Raw genomic sequence first — 20,904 nt, 5'->3', positions numbered from 1 at the left:
ACCGCCTCGGACAGGCATTCGGCCAAGTCAACGGCCGGCAAGAGAAGCAGCCTGCGCTAGATTTCGCAGCGCTCAAAAAACTTTTAAAGTTCTTTGAAAGTTCTGTCGATCCTGGCTCTTCCGGTTCGACGTCTTGTATGAGAGGGTCAAAAAAGCTGGCCCCGGATTCAAGGAGGAACACCATGAAATTCATGCTGATTATGCGTGCAACCGATGAGGGCGTGAAGGCCTACCAGGAAATTCCCTTCGAGCAGATCATCGAAGATATGGGCAAGTACAACGAGTCCATGATGAAGGCTGGGGTGATGCTTGCCGGCGAGGGACTGTCCGATGCCGCGGAAGGTTCTGTTGTCGACTTCTCTTCCGAGGAACCATTGGTCACCGACGGTCCCTACGGCGAGACCAAGGAACTGTTCAATGGTTTCTGGATCATTGAAGTCTCCTCCAAGGAAGAGGCCATTCAGTGGGCCAAGCGCGCTCCACTCGGAGCCGGCGCACTTTTGGAAGTCCGGCGTGTCCACGGACCCGAGGACTTTCCGGCCGACAACGAGTGGATTCAAAAAGAAGAAGGCTGGCGCGAGGAACAGGCTCAGCGCGGCCAAGCCTAAGATGAACAATTCGCACGATGAAGCGACGGCGCGCTCAACCGAATCTCACAGGGTCGAGCGCACCGTGGCCGCGATCTGGCGGATCGAATCCGCGCGGATCATCGCCACGCTGACCCGGCTCACCGGAGATTTCGGCTTGGCGGAGGATCTGGCGCAGGAAGCGGTCATCGATGCGCTGCGTCAATGGCCCGAGCAGGGCGTACCGCGCAATCCGGCGTCCTGGTTGACCGCCGTGGCCAAGCGCAAGGCCATCGATGGGTTTCGCCGCCGCGCGCGGCTGGATCGGCGGCTCGCCGTGATGGGCCAGGAGCTGGAACGTGAACAAGAGTCCGCGGTGGACGAGCTGCCATGGGACCCGGATGAGATCGATGATGACGTGCTGCGCCTGGTGTTCATCTCCTGCCATCCGGTGCTGGCCCGCGAGGCGCGGGTTGCGCTGACGCTGCGAGTAGTCGGCGGATTATCGAGTGAAGAAATCGGACGGGCGTTCCTGCTGCCGGTGGCGACGGTGCAGCAGCGGATAGTACGTGCGAAGAAGACCCTAGCGGCGGCTCAAGTCCCTTTTGAGGTCCCCAGCCACGGCGAGCTGCCCGAACGTTTCGGTTCCGTACTGGGTGTGCTGTATCTGATCTTCAACGAAGGGCACACCGCCAGCAGCGGAACCGACTGGATGCGTCCAGAACTCGGCCAGGAAGCGGCCCGACTGGCCCGCGGACTGGCCGCCCTAATGCCCAAAGAACCGGAAGTCCATGGGCTGCTCGCGCTCATGGAACTGACCGCGGCGCGATTCCCGGCGCGAGTGGATGCCAAAGGCGAACCGGTGCTGCTTGCCGATCAGGATCGCCAACGCTGGGACCAAGGAAAGATCAGCAGGGGACGCCAAGCGCTGGAACGCGCGGACGCCCTTGGACGGGGCCGCGGAGCGTACTGTCTACAGGCAGCAATCGCCCGCTGCCATGCTCTCGCGCCACACATCGAGGAGACCGACTGGGACCAGATAGTGGTTTTGTATGAGGCGCTGGGACGGCTGGCGCCCTCGCCGGTGGTTGAGCTGAACCGGGCGGCGGCTGTGGCGATGGCCACCGGACCGGAATCCGCGTTGCGGATTATCGATGGGATCCGGGCAACCGGTGCGCTGCGCAGATACCACCTGCTGCCTGCCACCCGAGCGGAGTTGTTGCTGCGCCTGGGACGGGAGGAAGAGGCCCGGCTGGAGTTCGCGCTTGCCGCCTCGCTGGCCGGAAACGAACGCGAGCGTGCACTCCTGCAGGCGAAGGCTGCCGGAAGTTGAACTTATTCGGTCGTTCGGGGTTTCCGGTCACTTTGAACCGTGGACCGGTCGCTCGGCGGGCGTTACGCTGAAGCCCATGACAGCGCTCATTTCCCATACGACTTTTGACAGCATCGATGCCTTCACCCAATCGGTATTCTGGGGCCAAGTTCTCGGTTTTCAGGAAGACCCGGATGACCCGAACCTTGCCGGCGAGGAGGAATGCATGATCTTCTCCGCTGACGGTACGCAGCGCTTGCTGTTCATGGAGGTACCCAATGCCAAACAGCTCAAAAACCGTGTGCATCTTGATCTGAAACCAGCGAATGGCACCCTCGACGAGGAACTAGCGCGATTGCTGGCCCTAGGTGCGCGGGAAGTAGATGATCTGCGTAATCCGGACGGAACCGGATGGGTGGTTCTTGCCGATCCGGAAGGCAACGAATTCTGCATCCTGCGAAGCGACGCCGAACGTGGAATTTAAGAGCACCGTAAGAACTTGCTGGTCGAGGGTCTAACGTAGGGCCATGACACAACAAAGCAAAGTCACCCTCGGAGCAATCAACCTAGAGGCAGAGAATCCCCAAGCCCTGGCGAATTTCTGGGCCGGCGTGACCGGAAGCGAAATTTCCGGTGGCGGAGACAGCTTTTATTTGCCGCCCAATGGAGCCGGCGGGTTTGGCATGTTCTTCCAGCCGACTACGCGGCCGCGTCCCGAATCTCAGGTTGCACACTGGGATCTCACGGTTCCGTGGGGTTCGCGCGCCGAGGAAGTTCAGCGAGTAATTGCCCTGGGGGCGACGCACAAGTGGGATGTGCTCGAAGAAGTGGCGCACGTTCAGTGGAGTACTCTCGCTGACCCGGAAGGCAATCTTTTCTGCATCGCCGAACATCCACCGGTCAATAGGTAGCCGGTAGCCAGTGTCCTCATAACAGGGAAGCACCCTCGGGTGGATCTATTCGCCCAGGTGCTTTCCGACATTGTATTTTCGAGATTCCGTTCTTCGGCACCGGGCGCCGAGCAGCGTCGCGTTGCTGGTAGTTTGCGGGCTGTTCTTCACCATTTGGCCGCGCGGGTTGAACATCCGCGGCAAGCGCAAGCAACCGCACGCTCTGGGCGGCATTCTGGATGTTCGTCGCCGGGTACTTCGCTATATCTACGAAGATGGGCCCAGTGCCTGCTGAGGGTGGATTTCCGGCAGGCCCATGTACTACCTGCGCAACGGCATGGCCTACCTGGGCCATCACGCGGGGCACCATCGCCGGGAATTTCCTGACTGAGAACGGCTGTCTAGGGGTGCTCACCGTGCACCCCACGGACGGCCCGGCCGCGATCGTTGAAATTGTAAGTACGGACTTCAACACGAAGGGCGTTGCCGGCTGCGCATCTGGACCCGGAAGATCCGTCCATTGCGGCCCTGCCGCTGGGGGAGATCACCCGGGCCGCTGAGGTCGCCGAGCTGGCCGCATTCTTGGCCAGCGGACGGTCCCGACACGTCACCGGAGCGACAATCGATATTACCGGCGCCGACTACGTACGCTAGAAGGACCAGTCAAGCGAGCCTATCCGTGTCCAAGAGTCCAACTACGGCGCACGGTGGCCCCAACGTTCCTAAGGAATCCATGTCTAACCAGCTCACCGCGGTGACTAGCTCACCGGTCCAGTTGCACCGCTTCATTGCCGACTGCATGCAGGCAGTCGGCGCATCCGCTGCGGATGCGGGGTACATGGCCGGGCAGCTGATTTCCTCCGAATTGGCGGGGCACGCCTCGCACGGGCTGCGCCGTCTTCCCGAATATGTGGATCGGGCGGTCGCCGGACACGCCAAGCCTGGCGCCCAGGCGACCGTGGACCTGGACAGCGGCGCCTTGGTGCGGCTGGACGCCCACGAAACCTATGGGCACTTTGCGCTGCGCGATGCGACCGCGCTCGCCGTAGAGCGATCCAAGAAGTACGGAATTTCGGCGGTAGCGGTGCACAGCAGCGAATATGCCGGGCGGCTGGCGCCCTTCTGTGAACAGGCCGCCGATGACGGCGTGGTGACGCTGATCTTTGGCAACAACAACGGCGCCGGACAGATTGTGGTGCCGCCCGGTGGAACCCAAGCGAGGCTCTCAACCAACCCGTTGGCAGCCGGGGTGCCGCGCGCCGAGGCACCGCACCTGGTGATCGACTTCGCGACCAGCGCAGTGGCCAGCGGCCGCCTGGCCGAGGAACGGGATCGCGGCAACACGTTGTCCAAGGATTGGGTGGGCGCCGACGGGCTGTTGAAGCCTTTTGGCGGTTTCAAGGGCTTCGGTTTGGGGTTGCTGGTTGAGGCGCTGGGTGGAGCCCTCTCGGGTTCGCAGACGGTCTCCGAGCGGAAAACCGCAGACCACCAGGGGACGCTGATCATCGCCATCGATGTGGCTCAGCTGCGTGACCTGGAGGAGTACACGGCACAGATTGAAGAATTCATCAGCTACGTCAAGGGCAGCGAGTTGCAGGATGAGACCGAACCCATCCGGGTGCCCGGGGAACGCGCGCCGGTTCCAGCGCAGATCGAAGCGGCCACGGCCATCGCCTTGAACGTGAAGACCTGGGAGAACATGCAACGCGTGGCCGCAGCGCTTGAAGTTCAGATGCCAACGGAGATTTGAGAGCAGCCAACGGATACCGCGATACTTTTCCTAGCTGGCCGCGCCATGATTGATTAACGGTTATGAGATTGCCTCGTCATCGTCGCTGAACCATTGAGTCCGGTTGAAGCCCGGAGCGCCGGATCCTGCCAAGAGGATTCTAGGATCTCTCCGGGTAGGTACCGTCTCCCAGATCCGGATTCGCCAGGGACTGCAACGGATCATTGATGAAGATCCGCCGCCCGTCCATGCGCAGCCTGCGCAATCCTTCAAGAGTCATGCGGCGTGCGACATCCGTGAAGGAATGCACGCGGGACATATCAACGTGGACTTCGCTGAGCGAAGTGGAATCAGCCATGAGGTCCAAGAGCTCGGCCGCCGCGGTGAATTGCACGTTGCCCTGCAGGGTGAACACCTCGCGGCTGCTCTCCCGCTGCACGCCGACAACCTCCAGCCGACCGTGGCTTGGAGCAAACAGATGCAGCCCCATATCCGCAGACAAACGCTCAAAGGCACGCCGGGCTCGCTGGCTGTTGCCGTGCTCATCAAGCCGCGGCGAGAAGCCACCGATACCCACCTGGTCGGGAAGCACTCCCACCAGGCCGCCGGCCACTCCGCTCTTCGCGGGAATGCCGACCCTGGTGAGCCAGTCTCCGGCACCGTCATACATTCCGGCGGTGGCCATGACCGCCATGACCTGTCGGGCTACGTCCGTGTCAATGACGCGCTCATGAGTGCGTGGCTGCACCCCGCCGTTGGCGAGGGTGGCCGCCATCATCGACAGGTCGGCCACGGTCACCAATATTGAACACTGGCGTGTGTAGCCGGCGACTACCTCATGCGGGTCGCTGGTGAGGATTCCATAGCTGCGCAGCATATGCGCGGTGGCAAGATTTCGATCCGCCGTGACAAGCTCGGAGGCGCAGACGCTTTCGTCAATGCGCAGTTCCCGGCCGGCAAGCTGCGAGAACATGCTCAGCGTGCGCGCCACACGCTCTTCCGGGTCCGCGCGCTCGCCGACGAGCAAACCGTGCGTGGCGATGGCACCGGCATTGATCATCGGATTCTTCGGACGGTGAGTGCCGCCTTCAAGGGACAGCTCGTTGAAGGCCTCGCCTGAGGGCTCAACGCCAATGGACTCCAGCACCCGGTCTATTCCGCGGTCCATGATCGCGGCGGCATAAGCGAACGGCTTGGAAATGGACTGGATGGAGAATTCTGTGTCTACATCCCCGGCCGAATAGGTGCTTCCCGTACCGGTGGTGACGGCCAGAGCAAACAGATCGGGGTTGGCTTCTGCTAGTTCCGGGATGTAGCTTGCAGTCGCACCTGTGGTGTCTTCGCGGAGAGTGCTGAGAACTTCGTTGAGGTAGTCAGGTATGGGAGTTTTCATGGCTTGGATCCTCATCGGCAGAATTGAACTAGCGGGGATTGGCGCAATATGGTGCGTTTAGAAACGGGTGAACTATTCCTGCGTTTCTAACCTACCGCGTGACTTTCGGTATTTCGCGCTAGCTTCTGTCGTCGCAAGGGTGGCTGCCGCCGTGGCCGACCGTGATGAGGTATTGGTATGAGCTAGGAGAAATACATGGAGATCGTGCCCTTGGACAAGACCATGGAGCTGATGCGCGGTATCAGTGCTAGCCCTTTGGTCTACGCCTCCACCCTTGGTCTGGACATTGGCGGTGCAGAGACGAACTCCGGCTTCGTCGGAGACTTGAATGCCGCGTATCGTATGCGGCAGGGCGCGGGCGGCATCCGTGATGCTGAAGCCATTTTTCTCGGTTTTGAGCCTGTCTCTACACTGATGAAATCCAACAGGATGACAGGCTGCAGGCGGGTGGGGACGTACCATTTTGGAAGGGGGCGGCAGTAGAACCGGCTGTACCGGCCTTCCTACGCTCGGATGCCAGCTGCCGGTGGTGCATCTCCCAGTTCTTCCCAGTGATCTAGGGGAATGCACCCCCCCCCGGATCTGGACTTGCCATCGGTGGTTAGTCCCGCCTCTGTAATGGCGTCCGTGCAACCGCGGCACCTGGGAACAAACATCTTTGCTTATACAGCTTTTTTGTTTTGTTGTCTAACAACTCTCAACTCGTAGTAGGGGATAATAGTTGTAACAGGTGGTGGGTCTTGATGTAGTCTCTATTCTTCGCGAATTAGATTTCCGCATCGCTGAAAGAGCCGGAGTACACAATCTTTTAGTGGCGGTGATGCCTTCGGTGGAACGAGTCTCTGCGCGCACCATTCGTAATTCTATTGCTCATCAAGGTTCTCCGGTACGTCCCCTGTTTGCGGGCCGAACAGCCACCGATGGTGTTCTTGAGCAAGCGCGCGCAGGGCAGATTGACGTGCTCACGGAGCAGTCGCTGCAGCTGATCCTCAAAGGTACAGTTTTCACTTCTGAGCCTTTCGAGCAGGCTGCTTCTGTTCAGCGGAAGAACCCGCGCAAAGTGCCGTGGGGGAGTTGGGCGATCGAACGGTGCCTTTTGTTGGCTGATATGCCAATGCATCAGTCGGAGATCGCAGGATATGTGGGTGTGAGCCAGCAGATGGTATCGCGCGTTTGTAAGAATCTCGGCCCTCTGGTCACTAGCCCCATTTTCCCTTGATGGGGCTCGAGGTTTGCGCTTAGGCTACCGGGCCAATGTATTGTTCGATGAGGTTGCGATCGGCTTGGCGGATATTCGCTTTTGTCGCGTACTGGCTCCAATTATCAATGGCATCATTGACCTCTGAAATAATGCTCTTATAACCAACGATGCCGTGTTGCTCTCCAAACTGGTGCATCTGTGAGGCAGTGACGTGCAGGAACTTGCCGTTGACCCCCATTAGATGCTGGTCAACCCATTCACTATCCTCGCGGTAAGAGAAAGTGACGTCATAGGCTGGCGCGAGCGACCACTTACCCTGCTCGTCCATGAGAAACGAGTGGTTTTTGGAGTGGTCATCACAGTTCCAAGCGGCATAGTTGAACACCATGCGACGGAAGGCTTCGGCCTTAGCCTCTTGGCCTAGATTCAACTCGCTAATGGTTTGCAGGAACTGTGCGTAGTCGTGGGTACCGACCAAGTTGAAGTCTAGATGCTTCATCGCGCACAAGCTTTGCATGTGCAGTTTCTCTAGCCCTCCAGGGCGGTCGAACCTTCGTATCATGAAATGTGAACGACCGTTTTCGTGGTGCAAACGCGTTTCAGGCATGGTGATTCCGGCAGCTTTAGCCATAAGCGAATAGGCGTATTCGATAAGTCCGAACCCCATGGTGTCACCGAGTTTCTCGTCTTGGACACCGTCGAATTTCAGTAACCAAGATTCGGTTCCGGCAACAGGTTCCTGTCCGGGGGTGATATGCCCGTTGTCAGGGTTGAAGTTGATGACCGCTTTGGCTCTGGCGCCGCCGGCGCTGGTTCCCACTGCCAATATTTGAGCGAGAGCGGCTTCTGATTCGATGTCGTCGTTCAGGGTGCCTGCAACTGCCTTGCGTGCTGAAACTACGAGGTCGCTGAGGACCAAGACGGTGGCTTTTGATGCTCTAGGGCTGGTTGCTGGTTCGAATTCGAGGGCTCCCATGGCTCGACTGCCAGTGTAGGCAAGACGGTCAAGGACGGACACATTTTTTGGGTCGGCTCCTCGGCGTGCCATTTCAGCGTTGATGATCGCATTGCCGAACCTGTCTGGAAGCGAGTCGGCGATCCCGGGAGGTAGTTGCCTCCACGTGTTTTCGCTGAGACCAGGGTAGGTGAAAGTCCTTTTCCTCGGTGAGGGCTTCATGCTCAGCGGGAAGAAGCTTCGGTTGGGTTCGGCGCCGGGCGCGAATTCGAAGGTGTAGGCGTTTCGGACGTTGCCGCGGTTTAGCGCGCCGATAGTCTTGCCCCAGGCTTTGACTTCGATGACGTTTACGTGTTCGAAAGCCATTTAACGAGTTCTCCTTGAGGCGCGTTGTGGGCGTGCTGGTTTGTTTTTGGAGAGGCGGAGGGCTTCCATCGGGCTCAGTTCGCTGTAGCCCTCGTCGAGTGAATCGATGATGTCGAGACGGTCAAGCGCTCTCAGAGCGCGTAGAAATGTTTCGAGTTTCACTCCGCGGCCGTTTTCAAGGTTTTGGAGTGCACTGAGGGACAGGTCGCTGTCGCGTGCGAGTTCAGATTGGGTGGTGTCTCTACCTAGCCGTGCTTCGCGGATCAATTGGCCTACGCGATGCTCTAGATCACCGATGGTTTCCATAACTCTTACCTTAGCAACTTTTACAATGATTTGATAGGATAATAAGTCCGTTGACAACTATTACTGGCGGTGTTGTTAAAATTGCTAAAGCAGTTGTTTTGCCCAATAATCGTTGAGGTGACTGGGGTAGCAACCGGGATAGCTGGCAGCTGCATAGGTGCGGGCGCTGGTGCCGGCGCAACAATCGAGGATTCTAGTGCCGACAGGTCTGCACGCACCAGATGAAGCTGGTGCTCCAAGGCAGCGACGCGTTGTTTGAGCCGCGCGACCTGATTGCTGATGTCATCCTGAGCTGGCACAGACGATCTCGTGGTGGAACGAACCTTGCTACATGAGCATAACCAGTGGCGTGCCTTCTAATCGGCAAGAAGCACACTGCGCTGTACTGCATTGGTTGTGCGGTTGTCGCTGAGTGCCTGAATTTTGGCCGTGCTTGATAGCACTCGGTCAACGTGAACTTCCCTGTTTCTTGAGGCGGGAAGCCGCCAATACCCTGGTACCTGACGGCCGGCTCAGCCCTCGCGCGGTTCGATCGCTGCCACTTCGACAGTTTCCAACCTCGGGTGCAGATGGTCTTCGTGCTCAACCACCCCCGTGACCCAGCTGATCACCAGCCCGTCCTCGGTGTCCTGAAGCATAGCCAGGTTGTTATCGAACCACGGACCCTTGACGAGGCTCCAGTCAAAGGGCGGGTCCGGCACACGTGCCCTGCGCGCCATCCAAGCCCCGAACGGGACGGCCGGCCCCAAGGCCAAGGCTGCGGCAAAGTAGCGCATCAACCGGGGCAGTGGGTTGCGGATGGGCGAACACACAGCTTGCAGGATCCTGCTCCCGTTCTCGCGTTCGACTTCGGAGACGTAGGAGAAATGCACGTCGCCGGAGAGGAACGTGACCGACTGCGGGGCGGGGCCGCGCTCGCCATCGGCGACCTCGGTGGCCCACCGGGCGACGTCCTGGAAGCTTTGTTGGAACGCCGCCCAATGCTCAAGGTCCACGGTCCGGCGCAGTCGTTCGCCGAGCCACGCCCGGGCCGGGCCGCGTTCTCCGGAGGAGTAGACCTCGTTCCACGCTTCCACATGATGCAGGCCCATGGGCAGCAGGAAGGGCAGTGAGGTAGCGACCAGCAGGTGGCGGAATCCGCCTTGCATGTGCTCGTCGAGCCACGCATTTTCCGGTGGATCGAGCAGCGCACGCGCTTCGGGGTCAAGGCTGCGGGAAGCACGGGAGTCCACCACGATCAGCCGCACCGTATCCCAGTCGCGGCAGTAGCTGAAACTGTATTCTTCCGGTGCAGCATCGACGCGCTCGGCGAACCGGTCCAAGTCGGCAGTGATATCCAGTTCTTCGGGGCCGGTGTGGGCCGCGATGCGTTGCCACAGTGGATCTGCAGCCCGCCCCTCGGGGGAGAGGTTGCCCAGGTGCTGATAGATCCAATACGAGCCCAGGCCCGCAACAATGCGTTGGTGCCACCAGCTTCTCTGCTCCATGTCCTGCTTCCAACGCAGCGAGGAGTTCCAATCGTCGCGGATGTCGTGGTCGTCGAAGATCATGGCGCTGGGCAGGGTGGAAAGAAGCCAACGGTTGGCCGGGTCCGACCAAGCCAACCGGTAGAGGTGGGCGTATTCCTCGAAGTCCTTCAGCTCCGCCCCGGGTTCGTCCCTGATATCGCGCCGGCTGCGGATGAACTCGCGCATCTGGTCACTGGTGGAGTCCGCATAAACCTGATCCCCGAGGAAGAGCAGCAAATCCGGCCACGGTCCGTGCCCCGGGCCCGCCATGGACAGGGCATAGGCGCGCATCGCATCCACTCCGTGCTTGCGGTTGCCCGCCGCGTCGTGCGGAATGCTGGTGCGGCAGGACCCGAAGGCCAGCCGTGGATTCTTGGCGGGGTCGATGGTGGCGATGATCGATTCGGGGAAGCCATCCTCGCGCGGCCAGATAGCGCTCCCCTGGAGATGCACGCTGTAGGGATTGACGCTTCCAACCTCCAGCCCCGTCACCTCGACTAACGCATAGTGGTGGCCGTGGGCACCAAAAGTCGGCGCACGCCAGGTGTATTCACCGCAACGGACCTCGACGGTGCCAGGCCGCGCGGTCTCCACCAAGATACTGGCGGAGGTGGCATCCACGTGGCGGAGCATCGGGCCGAGTACAAGGTCCTGATCGTCTTGCTGGCTCATCGATTTCCCTTCCTGGGGGTGCAGGTCAACCAAGAATGGCACAACAACATCGTTGGGGATAGGCCCGGCTGCCGGGCACGGGATCAGATGCTGCATAGGATGGGCTGATGAGTGAATCCCCGTATCTGCAAACCCGCCGCCGCCTCGTGGCTGCCGCGCCCCGAGAGATCTTCGAACTGCTCACCGATCCCGCCATGCACCCGGTCATCGACGGCTCCGGAACGGTGCGGGCCTCGAACGCGAAGGGAAGCAAGCTCACCCTGGGCAGCGAGTTCGGCATGCAGATGCGCCTGGGGGTCCCGTACCGGATCAGCAATACCGTGGTGGAATTCGAGCAAGACCGGCAGATCGCCTGGCGGCACTTCAGCGGGCATCGGTGGCGCTACAAGCTGGAAGCTGTCGGGCCAGGGACAATGGTCAGCGAAACCTGGGATGCGAGCCGGGTGCGGCACCAATGGCTGCTGCGGCTGATGGGCTTCACCCGGAGCACCGGACCCAATATGGAACGCACCCTGGAACGGCTGGCCGCGCAGTTCCCCGGCGCCACCGAGTGAGGGACTTTGCTCTGAGCAGCTCGTCGAAGACGAGGTAAAACACCGCGCCCAGCCGCAACGACGCATGCTTGCGCAAGTTCATCGAGCTCATCGGCGATCTGATCCGAATACACAGCAATTCAGGGCGGATCGACCCGGGCTTCCTCACCATCGAGAGAGTGCTGGTGCTCCTCAACGTGGTGGTCGCACTGGTGGCCGTCGCTTTCAAGAACGCCTACACCTGAACCTTGCTGTTCGGACTGGACCGCGCTCTTCGACGCTTGCAGGTTCGCCGAGAACGCGTCCGCCACCACGGGAACTGAATTCGACTGGGCGCTGGCATTCTTCGATCTGAACTTCTTGTAGGTGGCGGTCCGGATTGCTGGGTGCAGGCTCTGAGATGCGGCGATGGTGGCGCTAACCCCCGGGATCAACCTGGCGGCGACGAATAACTGGTACATGAGCGCGGTGGCGTTCCTGGCCGGGGTGCTTGTCGGCCGGGCGCCACAAGAAAGGTCTTCACGGGCTCTTAAAAGTTAAGCGTGGTGCAGAGTGCTCGGCAGGGCAGCAACCCTGCCGTGTATAACAATATCCGAAGCCGATAATGCCCATGATTCCTATAACCCCGACCAATCCGTTTCAGGTTCTTCGCTGTCAGATTCGCTTCCTCATTCCTGGCGTTCGTCAGCCTCGTTCGGCTGAACACCAAAAACTCACTCCTCCACGCAGCGAATGTGCGGTACATCGACTTCACCTCAACCATTTTGTTGTTATCAGGGATTTCTCCTGCACCGCCCATCTGGATTGGAATTCATGGGTATCCGCGGCTTTCAACAGTTGCCGCACGCGCTCCTTGTTCGCATGAATCACCCCGAATTCCGCGTCAGTTCCATGATCACCTTCAATCGTTCAACCTGCTCGATCGACAGGTTCTCCTAGTTGCAGCTCAGCAGCTGCCGGTACTTGTAAGGCCGGATCAGCCGCCCGGCCGCGACGCTCGTGCACTTCGTGGGAGCTGCGCCGGCGGACCTGCATGATCATCAGAGTCGCCCGCTGAATCACGTGGAAATGATCCACGCTGACCTTAGCCTTCGGCAGATTATCTCGCACCGCCTTGCAGAATTCCGATGACTTGTAGATTGCGACGTACTGCACACTTTGATACCAATACCGTGGCCGGGATTTCTACCATCGTTTCACTGCGGTGCCACGGCGACCGTCCACGGTATCCAAGTTCTTTCCGTTATCCAGATCAGTAACCACGATCGACCAGGGCTCAATCCGCACGACTTTCCTAGTCCTGTCCCAAGCGTGGCGGACTTCGCGGAATCGGTGCTTGTCGATGTCGAATAGGCGGAGGGACATCCGGTCCACATCTAGGTATGGACTGCCGTTTCGCGCTCTAAATGCGAAGCGTCCTAGAAGGTCTTGCCCGAGTAGCCCAACTTGCGCGAAATTTGCGTGGCGGTAGATCCCATCACGGACTTGAGCGCTTTCATCCGCTCGTCAGGCATGTAGGGATTAGTGGCAGACATGCTGATGGCGGCGATGATCTGGCCACTGCCGTCGCGGATCGGTGCGGCGACGCATCGGATGCCAGGCTCATTGTCTTCCAGATCCAAGGCGATGCCTTCTTTTGCGTAGGCTTTCATCCTGGACAGGAACACCTCCCTGGTTTGATGAGAGGCCTGTTCTACAGGCGACTCGGAATCAAAGGTGGATTCCCAGCGCAGGGGAGTATCAAGCAGGAGCGCTTTGCCGATGCCGGTGCGGCTTAGAGGCATGCGCTGTCCGACTCGTGAGCGCATTTGTGCGCCGCGAGTTCCAGGGACTTTGTCGACATAAAGCACCTGCGCTTCGTCTTCCACCGCTAGATGCACCGTGTCCTGGTACTTGCGGGCAAGCTCTTCCAAAATGGGTTTCGCAATAACAGGGACCGGGCTTTGATAGAGGGCATGGAAACCCAGCTCGATCAGTGCCGGACCCAGGCTGAAATCGGTGCCATGGGTGCTGCGCAGGAATCCGCGCTGCACCAGGAGCTTCACCATGCGTTGCGCAGCGCTCTTTCCGATATTGGCTGCGGCTGCCACTTCATTCAGATTCGTAGCACCGCGGCCAACAGCGCGCAGAATCTCCAGTCCGCGAGCAAGTGTGAGCGTGCCCGGAGGAGGAGCGTCAATTGAATCGTCTGTGGTGGGTTCGGGATTCATGGTCATGACGTGTTCCTTGGTATGAAAAGATCAAAGTATTTCATCCCACTATATACAACGTCTTTTGAACTATTGGGATACCTCCGACACTATTCAGATGTGAAGGGGAGCACAGCTGAACGATCTTGTGCAGTCCATGAAATGAAAACAGGAGTTATGACAAACATCGCCGAAGCCCAGTTGATCGCCTTGGACTGGGGAACTACGTCCGCGCGCGCCTACCTCATGGGCGCCGATGGCCACATCGTGGCGGAACGCAGTGCAGCTCTTGGCATCATGCAAGTGGCCTCGAAGGCGCAAGCCGAGACCCAGTCCCTCGATGAGGCCTTCAAGGCGACGCTGACCGAACTGTGCGGCGATTGGCTGGATAACTTCGAGAATGTCCCCGTGATCGCCTGCGGAATGGTGGGCAGTCAGCAGGGCTGGACCGAAGCGGCCTACCGACCAGTTCCAGCCAATTTGGCTGATCCAGAATTCGAGTTGGCATCAGTGGAGATCGCTCCGGGCCGAACGATGCAGATCATCCCCGGCGTCTTGGACCTCAAAGAACTTCCAGACGTCATGCGGGGCGAAGAAACTCAAATCCTCGGTGCCATTGATCTTGCCGCCCTGAACGCAGATGACTCCGAAGAGCAGCTGTTCCTGCTCCCGGGGACGCACTCCAAATGGGTCAAGGTCTCCGGACGCACGATTACCGAATTCTGCACTTCCATGACAGGTGAGACGTTTGCACTGCTCAGCACCCAGTCCATCCTCTCCAAGCTCATCGAGCCAGCACCATCGGCGAATTGGTCGGCCTTTGAGCGAGGCGTGAAGGTATCGCAATCGGGCGAGGGCGCTGCGGATCTGATGCTCACGGCCTTCTCCGCGAGAACTTTGGTTCTGACCGAGCGTTTGGAAAAAAACGAAGTCAGTAACTATCTCTCTGGCCTGATGATCGGTGCTGAAATCCGTTCCGTTCTTGGCAAGCAAGCCACCAACGACGCCCTGTCGCTGACCATCTGCGGCAATAAAGAACTCAGCTCCAGGTACACCAGGGCGCTGAATATTTTCGGAATTGATCAGGTGCGCGAACTGCAAGGCACAGCCCCTCGGGGAATCTGGGCCGTTGCAAGCGCACAAGGCCGCCTGCAGACCGCCTCGGTCTGAGCCACCAACTTGCCACACGATTTATCAAGAAAGGTTTTGCCGTGAATGAACTGACGACAACTTTGAAGGCTGCCGGACTCGTAGCCATTTTGCGAGGCCTTTGTCCTTCAGAAGCTCAAGGCGTTGGTGAAGCGCTCTATGCCAGCGGTTTTCGGTCTTTGGAGGTACCGCTGAATTCCCCGGAGCCCTTGAAGAGCATCGAAATTCTACGCGGTGCGCTACCTGAAGACGCAGTAGTTGGTGCAGGTACTGTGCTCACCGTAGACCAAGTTCGCTCGTGCCACGAGGCGGGCTCGCAAATCATTGTTTCCCCAAACACCAACGTGCGGGTTATCCAAGAAACGGTGGCGCTGGGCATGGATTCGTTCCCAGGTGCTGCTACTCCGAGCAACGCCTTTGATGCCATTGAAGCCGGAGCGAAGAACGTCAAGATTTTCCCTGCCGAGCAAGTAGGCCTGGCGGGATTCAAGGCGTGGACCGCCGTGATTCCCTCCGGCATTGGCCTGATCCCTGTCGGGGGCATCAACGAGGAGAACATGGCGCAATGGCTGGAAGCCGGAGCCACAGGTTTTGGCATTGGCTCCTCCCTTTACAAGTCCGGACGAAGCCTTGAAGACCTGAAAACGAGGGCAGGCAATCTTGTCTCTGCCTACCAAACGATCCATGAGATGAGGAAGTCTGCATGAAAATTACAAAACTGACCACGTACATGGTGCCACCTCGCTGGTTGTTCCTGAAGATCGAAACCGACGAGGGAATTGTCGGTTGGGGCGAGCCAGTACTCGAAGGCCGAGCATCCACTGTTGCCGCAGCAGTTGAGGAACTTTCGGATTACCTCATCGGCCAGGATCCGCGAAACATCGAGGACCTGTGGACGGTAATGTACCGCGGCGGCTTCTACCGCGGTGGCGGCATCATGATGAGCGCCCTGGCCGGCATCGACCAGGCGCTGTGGGACATCAAGGGCAAAGCCCTTGGGGTTCCTGCCTATGAGCTACTCGGTGGCAAGGTGCGCGACAAGATCCGCGTGTACTCATGGATTGGCGGCGACCGCCCGTCGGATACCGCAGCCGCCGCGAAGGCCGCTGTTGAACGTGGCTTCACTGCAGTGAAAATGAACGGCACCGAAGAACTCCAGTACATCGATACCTGGGACAAGGTTCAGGGGTGCTTGGAGAACGTTCAGGCTGTCAGAGACGCAGTAGGCGAGAACGTAGGCATCGGCGTTGACTTCCATGGTCGAGTGCACAAGCCAATGGCCAAAGTCCTGCTCAAGGAACTAGAGCCCTTCAAGCTGATGTTCATTGAAGAACCGGTACTCAGTGAAAACGTGAACTCCATGCTGGAGCCATTGCGCAATTCCAGTACTCCGATTGCCTTGGGCGAGCGGCTGTTCTCCCGTTGGGACTTCAAGGATGTCTTGGCCAGCGGAGCGGTGGACATCATTCAGCCGGATCCCTCGCACTGTGGCGGCATCACCGAAGCCCGCAAGATTGCGGCGATGGCTGAAGCCTATGACGTTGCAGTCGCCTTGCACTGCCCACTTGGCCCGATCGCCCTGGCAGCAAACCTGCAGATCGATGCCGGTGCGTACAACGCCTTTATCCAGGAGCAGTCCCTGGGAATTCATTACAACAAATCCAACGATCTCCTTGATTACGTCAATGATCCTTCGGTCTTCGCCTACGAGGAGGGCATGGTCGCCATCCCTGACGGTCCTGGTCTGGGCATTGATGTAAATGAAGAGTACGTCATTGAACGCGCAGCCGAAGGCCACCGCTGGCGCAACCCAATTTGGCGTCACAAGGACGGATCCTTCGCAGAATGGTAAATCGTATGTCTCAGTCGACAGTGTCGTCAGCTGCAACACTCAAGAGCACTGACAAAGCCACAAAGATGCGCTACGCCGTAGCGTTCATGTTGTTCCTGACCGTAGTTATCAACTACATGGATCGTTCAAACCTTTCGGTTGCAGCGCCCTTGATTTCCGAAGAATTCGGCCTGGACACGGCACAGCAAGGCCTGTTGCTCTCTGCCTTTGGCTGGACCTACGCGGCCATGCAGCTACCCGGCGGATGGTTGGTAGACCGAGTTCAGCCTCGTCTGCTGTACCCAATTTGCCTGGTGCTGTGGTCGGTGGCCACGATCTTCATGGGTATGGCCGGAAGCTTCATTGCTTTGATCGTGTTGCGAATGGCCGTCGGTGGCTTCGAAGCCCCTGCGTACCCAATCAACAACAAGGTGGTCACTGCCTGGTTCCCTGAACGAGAGCGCGCCACCGCTATTGGCTTCTACACCTCGGGCCAGTTCATAGGTCTCGCGCTGCTGACTCCAGCTTTGATCTGGCTGCAGCACGCATTGACCTGGCACTGGGTCTTCGTGGTGACTGGTGGCGTTGGCGTCATCTGGGGTTTGATCTGGTTCTTCATGTACCGAAACCCTGTGGATTCCAAAAAGGCCAACGCCGCTGAAATTGAGTACATCCGTGAAGGTGGCGGACTAGTTGATCTAGGCAGCGCCAAGACCAAGACGGCCGCACCGAAGTTGAGCAAGGCTGACTTTGCTCTGGTGCTGGGACGCCGCAAGCTCTGGGGCATCTACATTGGCCAGTTCTGCCTGACCTCCACGTTGTGGTTCTTCCTGACTTGGTTCCCCACCTACTTGGTGACCTACCGTCACATGGACTACATCAAGACCGGATTCCTGACCTCGTTGCCATTCATTGCGGCCTTGGCTGGCGTACTGATCAGTGGTGTTCTCTCTGATTTCATGCTCAAGCGTGGAATAAGCCTAGGCACTTCCCGCAAGCTGCCGATCATCACCGGGCTGCTGCTCTCGATGAGCATGATTGGTGCGATTTTCACCGATAGCACTGCCCTGGTCATCACCTTCATGTCCATTGCGTTCTTCGGCAATGGGCTGGCATCGATAACCTGGTCGCTGGTGTCCGCGCTGGCGCCGTCGCGCCTGATCGGTTTGACCGGCGGGATGTTCAACTTCATCGGCAACCTCTCCTCGATTGCCACACCGATCGTGATCGGCCTGCTGGTCTCGGCCACCGATTTCGGCCCGGCGTTCATTTACATGACAGTGATTGCAGCCGTCGGAATCCTCTCATACGTGTTCCTGGTTGGAAAGGTTCAACGCGTCGAGAGCTAAGCGCACAAGGAAGGTACCTATACAACGAATTCGCCCCAGCTGCTCGGAGTATCGTAGGAATACGTTTATCCGAGTAACTGGGGCGACGTTCGTCAACTGTGATGCTGCGTCAGCCGTTCGTCAGTGCGATCTTCATTTGACGAGCGATGCGCTCGATCACGGGGACGACAACGGAATTCCCGGCCTGTTTATATAGGTGCGAGCGTGCCATACCTTCAGGGAGACGAATATCCTCAAATCCCTGGACTGCGAAGCATTCTTCAGGGGTTAGCTTACGGATGCCATGCTTAGTTAGAACCAACGGAACGTTATGGCCACCGGTCCCCATGTTGGCGGTCAGCGTTGGGAATACGTTGGACTTGTTTTTTCTGACGTACTGCCGGCGCCACTGGTAGACAGTGGACGGGTCGGTTATCTCATCAACAATTTCGGCATAACGAGGAAAACTCTCGGCAGTATAGTAGAACTTGTCGTCTACTTTCTTGTCGAGGTCCACGATGTCGGAAATCTTCTTGGTCAGAGGAATCTTATCTGGCCATACGAACCGCTGGGTAACCTGCTCATTGCGGAATCCCACGATGTATATTCGCTCCCTGCTCTGGGGGACATTTCCGTACTCGGCGGCGTTCAAGACCTTGCTGGTCAGGTGGTAACCGGCATCTTCGAGGTTGGCCATGATGACCTTGAAGGTGTTGCCTCCGTCATGCCCCTGCAAGTTTTTTACATTTTCGATGAAGATCGCTTCGGGTTTCTTCTCGCGAATGATGCGCGCAAGTTCGAAGAAGACTTCGCCACGTTCATCTTGGAACCCTTTTCTGTGTCCCGCAACGGAAAAAGCCTGGCAGGGAAAGCCACCGACTATAACTTCAACAGGGGGAACATCCGCGGAATCAACGCTACCAATGTCGCCCACCACAAGTTCACTTGCGTGATTAGTCGAATAAGTTTTCGATGCTTGTGGATCTAGTTCGTTAGACCAAACGGAATCAAACCCGGCGAGATCGAAGCCACGTTCAATACCGCCGACGCCTGCGAAGAAGCCTGCTACACGGAGTTCACTGTTGTTTTTCATCACCTATATTCTAGAACACAAATACGAGAAAAGCTGCTCCTGTCATGAAACTCACCGTAGTAATTCGGCGAGGTGAAGGTCAGTAGTGAGACCTGCCTGTTGCCCTCGTAAACATGCGGTGGCATGTTTTGGTAATCGTTGGTATTTGGGGAAGTGTTTATCTACGATGACTTGTATAAACAAAGCTATTAGCCATCGAAATGAGAAGTCCAGTGACCACGATTTGGCAACAGTACAACTCGGACAATCGCGAGCAATACGTAGCGGCAATCAAGGCGTTAGGGTCTTTGTCTCCGTTATTCCGTCAGAAGGCCGACGGAACGGCTGATCATACGGCGTATATCTCGTCGAAGTATCAGGAAACGGCCTTCGCTAGATTCTTCAATGGTTCGGTCGTAGACAAAGGCAATGACCCATACGACGTAATGGTCCCGAGCCCAGTTTCAGGGAAACGTGACTTAGTAGGAATCAAGACGTTCCTGAACTCCTCGAGCTCGATGCAAAAAATCATGCAGTTCAAGAGTGTTGCAACGACCGAAGGATGGACAGCATGGATCAAAGGCGGCGAGTACCAGAAGCTCATTGCCAGAATTGCCGAGTTGAGAAATCAGAAGCTAAGGTCCACCCAGAACTTGCTTGCTGGAGCTGGAATCAGACCAGAAGAAGCATTTGCTAACATCTTCTACCACTACTTGTCACCACTTAAGGACGGACGGGTGTACGTGGGTGAGTCTGATTATTCATTCATGGATGAAAGTAATCTCAGCTTTTCGACGCCGAATGAATCAAAGCGTGTTTCTTCGCTTCAGTTTAGTGATGGCAAGAACGATTACAAGTACACGCCCGCGGATTCAACGTTGTATATGCGTTTTGTACACACGAAGGGCTTCGACTTCGGCGGCGATATCGTTGACGAGTTTGCGGTAAAACAGCTTCCAGAACCTCATGCATCCTTAATCAGGTTGATACAGGATGACGTGGCAGAACTGTTGCCCTTGGAACCTGAAGAAAAACTGAGCTCCCAGAAACAACCAGATAATGAGGCTGATCCTCAGTCGATGGTGGAGCAAGCTGATGTTCCAGAAGTCAGTGAAACGACCGGCTCGGACACTGGAATCATCCCAGTAGTTCCTGCAACAGTTGCGCCGAAGGCCAGAATGAAGGGCAAACCTCGTTCGTCAAGAACGACTGCTGGGGAGAGCACTCCGAGTGAGGTCAAGCCTGAAGTAACTGTTATTTTCCCTATTTTTAGACTCACCGAGTACGGTGACACACCTGCCGGCGAAGTGGACTCAAAGTCAGGGCTGAACGTCAGGCTCGGCGCTCCCAAGAATAAGGGAACGGATACCAAACGTCCCGTCAATGAAGTTGAAATTAAGATTCCTGATCCGCGCAAGTTCTATGAGGAATTTCCCGACTTTTTCGGCGTGAACGACGACGGAGTGCCCATTTCAAAACTTCAAAAGATCGGGACAAAGTGGAAAACGGCATTTGAAGATAAGAATGACCGAACTTTTGATCTGGAACTGAGACAATCCGGTCAAGAGATGGAAGCAATTCTTACGGGCGATGGCAACAAGCAACTGATGTCTAAACATCGCCAGGTCATTTTAGGTGGATGGATCTTGTCGCAAGTGTTCCAGCTTGGGGAATATGAACGTTTAGATCGCAACAAGCTTGACCAGCTTGAAATCGATAGCATTAAGCTAACGCGACTAGGAAACCGACGCGTTGGCATGGAGTTCATCAAGGCAACCGACGAGGATCTGGAGTATCTCTGGCCGCCAAGGCAAGACCTGTTTAGAGAACTGTGGACGCCACCTGCGGTGGATGAGGAATAACTACACACCGTGTAAATTTTGAGGCGCCGGAACCAAAGAGCT

21 protein-coding genes and 1 pseudogene are annotated in these 20,904 nt (G+C 57.6%); 14 read left to right on the top strand and 8 right to left on the bottom strand.

Going from position 1 to position 20,904, the window contains the following annotated elements; translation table 11 throughout:
• Positions 1-182 precede the first annotated feature (182 nt).
• From ACT3TP_RS16395 to ACT3TP_RS16370, 6 genes are all read left to right on the top strand, one after another.
• Entirely contained in the window at positions 183-608 is a 426-nt protein-coding gene (locus tag ACT3TP_RS16395) for a YciI family protein (protein ID WP_444621047.1), read from the top strand.
• 1 nt (position 609) lies between these two features.
• Positions 610-1,899, top strand: a complete 1,290-nt coding sequence (locus tag ACT3TP_RS16390) for an RNA polymerase sigma factor (RefSeq protein ID WP_444621046.1) — start codon at positions 610-612, stop codon at positions 1,897-1,899.
• Between the two features lie 76 nt (positions 1,900-1,975).
• Positions 1,976-2,362 (top strand): VOC family protein, encoded by a 387-nt coding sequence (locus tag ACT3TP_RS16385; protein WP_444621045.1) that lies wholly within the window; start codon positions 1,976-1,978, stop codon positions 2,360-2,362.
• A 43-nt stretch (positions 2,363-2,405) separates the two neighbouring features.
• Positions 2,406-2,789 (top strand): VOC family protein, encoded by a 384-nt coding sequence (locus ACT3TP_RS16380; RefSeq protein ID WP_444621044.1) that lies wholly within the window; start codon positions 2,406-2,408, stop codon positions 2,787-2,789.
• Positions 2,790-3,251: 462 nt separating this feature from the next.
• Positions 3,252-3,422, top strand: coding sequence for an SDR family oxidoreductase (locus ACT3TP_RS16375; protein WP_219843908.1), 171 nt, complete (start codon positions 3,252-3,254; stop codon positions 3,420-3,422).
• A gap of 79 nt (positions 3,423-3,501) precedes the next feature.
• On the top strand, positions 3,502-4,518 hold the full coding sequence (locus tag ACT3TP_RS16370; RefSeq protein ID WP_444621043.1) for an Ldh family oxidoreductase: 1,017 nt from the start codon (positions 3,502-3,504) through the stop codon (positions 4,516-4,518).
• 139 nt (positions 4,519-4,657) lie between these two features.
• On the opposite strand, the gene ACT3TP_RS16365 is transcribed toward ACT3TP_RS16370, so the two are convergent.
• Entirely contained in the window at positions 4,658-5,890 is a 1,233-nt protein-coding gene (locus tag ACT3TP_RS16365; RefSeq protein WP_444621041.1) for a glutaminase, read from the bottom strand.
• A 195-nt stretch (positions 5,891-6,085) separates the two neighbouring features.
• Here ACT3TP_RS16365 and ACT3TP_RS16360 point away from each other — a divergent pair, with 195 nt between their 5' ends.
• Positions 6,086-6,373, top strand: a complete 288-nt coding sequence (locus ACT3TP_RS16360; RefSeq protein ID WP_096288423.1) for a hypothetical protein — start codon at positions 6,086-6,088, stop codon at positions 6,371-6,373.
• Between the two features lie 247 nt (positions 6,374-6,620).
• The gene (locus tag ACT3TP_RS16355) at positions 6,621-7,109 is read left to right on the top strand and encodes a hypothetical protein (protein WP_444621040.1); all 489 of its coding nucleotides are present in this window, start codon (positions 6,621-6,623) and stop codon (positions 7,107-7,109) included.
• 19 nt (positions 7,110-7,128) lie between these two features.
• On the opposite strand, the gene ACT3TP_RS16350 is transcribed toward ACT3TP_RS16355, so the two are convergent.
• The 3 genes from ACT3TP_RS16350 to ACT3TP_RS16340 all read right to left on the bottom strand — a co-directional run bounded on the left by ACT3TP_RS16350 (position 7,129) and on the right by ACT3TP_RS16340 (position 10,898).
• On the bottom strand, positions 7,129-8,412 hold the full coding sequence (locus ACT3TP_RS16350; RefSeq protein WP_444621039.1) for a type II toxin-antitoxin system HipA family toxin: 1,284 nt from the start codon (positions 8,410-8,412) through the stop codon (positions 7,129-7,131).
• A complete protein-coding gene (locus ACT3TP_RS16345; protein ID WP_324092665.1) occupies positions 8,413-8,718 on the bottom strand; it encodes a helix-turn-helix domain-containing protein in 306 nt (101 codons plus the stop codon).
• 512 nt (positions 8,719-9,230) lie between these two features.
• Positions 9,231-10,898, bottom strand: coding sequence for a DUF7800 domain-containing protein (locus ACT3TP_RS16340; RefSeq protein WP_444621038.1), 1,668 nt, complete (start codon positions 10,896-10,898; stop codon positions 9,231-9,233).
• Between the two features lie 107 nt (positions 10,899-11,005).
• Between ACT3TP_RS16340 and ACT3TP_RS16335 the strand changes: the two genes are divergently transcribed.
• On the top strand, positions 11,006-11,452 hold the full coding sequence (locus ACT3TP_RS16335; RefSeq protein ID WP_444621036.1) for an SRPBCC family protein: 447 nt from the start codon (positions 11,006-11,008) through the stop codon (positions 11,450-11,452).
• A 119-nt stretch (positions 11,453-11,571) separates the two neighbouring features.
• Here ACT3TP_RS16335 and ACT3TP_RS16330 read toward each other — a convergent pair whose 3' ends face one another.
• The 3 genes and pseudogenes from ACT3TP_RS16330 to ACT3TP_RS16320 all read right to left on the bottom strand — a co-directional run bounded on the left by ACT3TP_RS16330 (position 11,572) and on the right by ACT3TP_RS16320 (position 13,647).
• The gene (locus ACT3TP_RS16330; protein ID WP_444621035.1) at positions 11,572-11,892 is read right to left on the bottom strand and encodes a hypothetical protein; all 321 of its coding nucleotides are present in this window, start codon (positions 11,890-11,892) and stop codon (positions 11,572-11,574) included.
• Between the two features lie 68 nt (positions 11,893-11,960).
• A pseudogene (locus ACT3TP_RS16325) lies at positions 11,961-12,808 on the bottom strand (ISL3 family transposase); the annotation flags it as partial.
• Between the two features lie 41 nt (positions 12,809-12,849).
• On the bottom strand, positions 12,850-13,647 hold the full coding sequence (locus tag ACT3TP_RS16320) for an IclR family transcriptional regulator (protein ID WP_444621034.1): 798 nt from the start codon (positions 13,645-13,647) through the stop codon (positions 12,850-12,852).
• Between the two features lie 150 nt (positions 13,648-13,797).
• Here ACT3TP_RS16320 and ACT3TP_RS16315 point away from each other — a divergent pair, with 150 nt between their 5' ends.
• Genes ACT3TP_RS16315 through ACT3TP_RS16300 form a run of 4 tightly spaced genes read left to right on the top strand, consistent with a single transcriptional unit; the run spans position 13,798 to position 17,949 of the window.
• Positions 13,798-14,790 carry a 2-dehydro-3-deoxygalactonokinase gene (locus ACT3TP_RS16315; RefSeq protein ID WP_441687466.1) on the top strand — a complete coding sequence of 331 codons (993 nt, stop codon included), beginning with the start codon at positions 13,798-13,800 and terminating at the stop codon, positions 14,788-14,790.
• A gap of 41 nt (positions 14,791-14,831) precedes the next feature.
• The gene (locus ACT3TP_RS16310; protein ID WP_443453573.1) at positions 14,832-15,476 is read left to right on the top strand and encodes a 2-dehydro-3-deoxy-6-phosphogalactonate aldolase; all 645 of its coding nucleotides are present in this window, start codon (positions 14,832-14,834) and stop codon (positions 15,474-15,476) included.
• Complete coding sequence (gene dgoD / locus ACT3TP_RS16305) at positions 15,473-16,621, top strand: galactonate dehydratase (RefSeq protein ID WP_444621033.1); 1,149 nt, start codon at positions 15,473-15,475, stop codon at positions 16,619-16,621. The genes ACT3TP_RS16310 and dgoD overlap by 4 nt, the downstream gene beginning before the upstream one ends.
• A 5-nt stretch (positions 16,622-16,626) precedes the next feature.
• Entirely contained in the window at positions 16,627-17,949 is a 1,323-nt protein-coding gene (locus ACT3TP_RS16300; protein ID WP_444621031.1) for an MFS transporter, read from the top strand.
• Positions 17,950-18,058: 109 nt separating this feature from the next.
• Here the strand turns inward: ACT3TP_RS16300 and ACT3TP_RS16295 are convergent, their stop codons facing one another.
• The gene (locus ACT3TP_RS16295) at positions 18,059-19,021 is read right to left on the bottom strand and encodes a DNA cytosine methyltransferase (RefSeq protein ID WP_444621030.1); all 963 of its coding nucleotides are present in this window, start codon (positions 19,019-19,021) and stop codon (positions 18,059-18,061) included.
• A 212-nt stretch (positions 19,022-19,233) separates the two neighbouring features.
• On the opposite strand from ACT3TP_RS16295, the gene ACT3TP_RS16290 reads away from it, so the two are divergent.
• A complete protein-coding gene (locus ACT3TP_RS16290; RefSeq protein WP_444621029.1) occupies positions 19,234-20,862 on the top strand; it encodes a hypothetical protein in 1,629 nt (542 codons plus the stop codon).
• Positions 20,863-20,904: the final 42 nt, after the last annotated feature.

The sequence above is a fragment of the Glutamicibacter sp. AOP38-B1-38 genome, from assembly GCF_052377485.1.
Classification (GTDB): domain Bacteria; phylum Actinomycetota; class Actinomycetes; order Actinomycetales; family Micrococcaceae; genus Glutamicibacter.
Note: the sequence above shows the minus strand (reverse complement) of the source record. Positions and strands in the feature narration are given on the sequence as shown.

Bases quoted from the DNA above. Each gene is read 5' to 3' on its own strand.
- ACT3TP_RS16395 (WP_444621047.1), top strand. From the start codon at position 183: ATGAAATTCATGCTGATTATGCGTGCAACCGATGAGGGCGTGAAGGCC.
- ACT3TP_RS16390 (WP_444621046.1), top strand. From the start codon at position 610: ATGAACAATTCGCACGATGAAGCGACGGCGCGCTCAACCGAATCTCAC.
- ACT3TP_RS16385 (WP_444621045.1), top strand. From the start codon at position 1,976: ATGACAGCGCTCATTTCCCATACGACTTTTGACAGCATCGATGCCTTC.
- ACT3TP_RS16380 (WP_444621044.1), top strand. From the start codon at position 2,406: ATGACACAACAAAGCAAAGTCACCCTCGGAGCAATCAACCTAGAGGCA.
- ACT3TP_RS16370 (WP_444621043.1), top strand. From the start codon at position 3,502: ATGTCTAACCAGCTCACCGCGGTGACTAGCTCACCGGTCCAGTTGCAC.
- ACT3TP_RS16365 (WP_444621041.1), bottom strand. From the start codon at position 5,890: ATGAAAACTCCCATACCTGACTACCTCAACGAAGTTCTCAGCACTCTC.
- ACT3TP_RS16360 (WP_096288423.1), top strand. From the start codon at position 6,086: ATGGAGATCGTGCCCTTGGACAAGACCATGGAGCTGATGCGCGGTATC.
- ACT3TP_RS16350 (WP_444621039.1), bottom strand. From the start codon at position 8,412: ATGGCTTTCGAACACGTAAACGTCATCGAAGTCAAAGCCTGGGGCAAG.
- ACT3TP_RS16345 (WP_324092665.1), bottom strand. From the start codon at position 8,718: ATGGAAACCATCGGTGATCTAGAGCATCGCGTAGGCCAATTGATCCGC.
- ACT3TP_RS16340 (WP_444621038.1), bottom strand. From the start codon at position 10,898: ATGAGCCAGCAAGACGATCAGGACCTTGTACTCGGCCCGATGCTCCGC.
- ACT3TP_RS16335 (WP_444621036.1), top strand. From the start codon at position 11,006: ATGAGTGAATCCCCGTATCTGCAAACCCGCCGCCGCCTCGTGGCTGCC.
- ACT3TP_RS16330 (WP_444621035.1), bottom strand. From the start codon at position 11,892: ATGTACCAGTTATTCGTCGCCGCCAGGTTGATCCCGGGGGTTAGCGCC.
- ACT3TP_RS16320 (WP_444621034.1), bottom strand. From the start codon at position 13,647: ATGACCATGAATCCCGAACCCACCACAGACGATTCAATTGACGCTCCT.
- ACT3TP_RS16315 (WP_441687466.1), top strand. From the start codon at position 13,798: ATGACAAACATCGCCGAAGCCCAGTTGATCGCCTTGGACTGGGGAACT.
- dgoD (WP_444621033.1), top strand. From the start codon at position 15,473: ATGAAAATTACAAAACTGACCACGTACATGGTGCCACCTCGCTGGTTG.
- ACT3TP_RS16300 (WP_444621031.1), top strand. From the start codon at position 16,627: ATGTCTCAGTCGACAGTGTCGTCAGCTGCAACACTCAAGAGCACTGAC.
- ACT3TP_RS16295 (WP_444621030.1), bottom strand. From the start codon at position 19,021: ATGAAAAACAACAGTGAACTCCGTGTAGCAGGCTTCTTCGCAGGCGTC.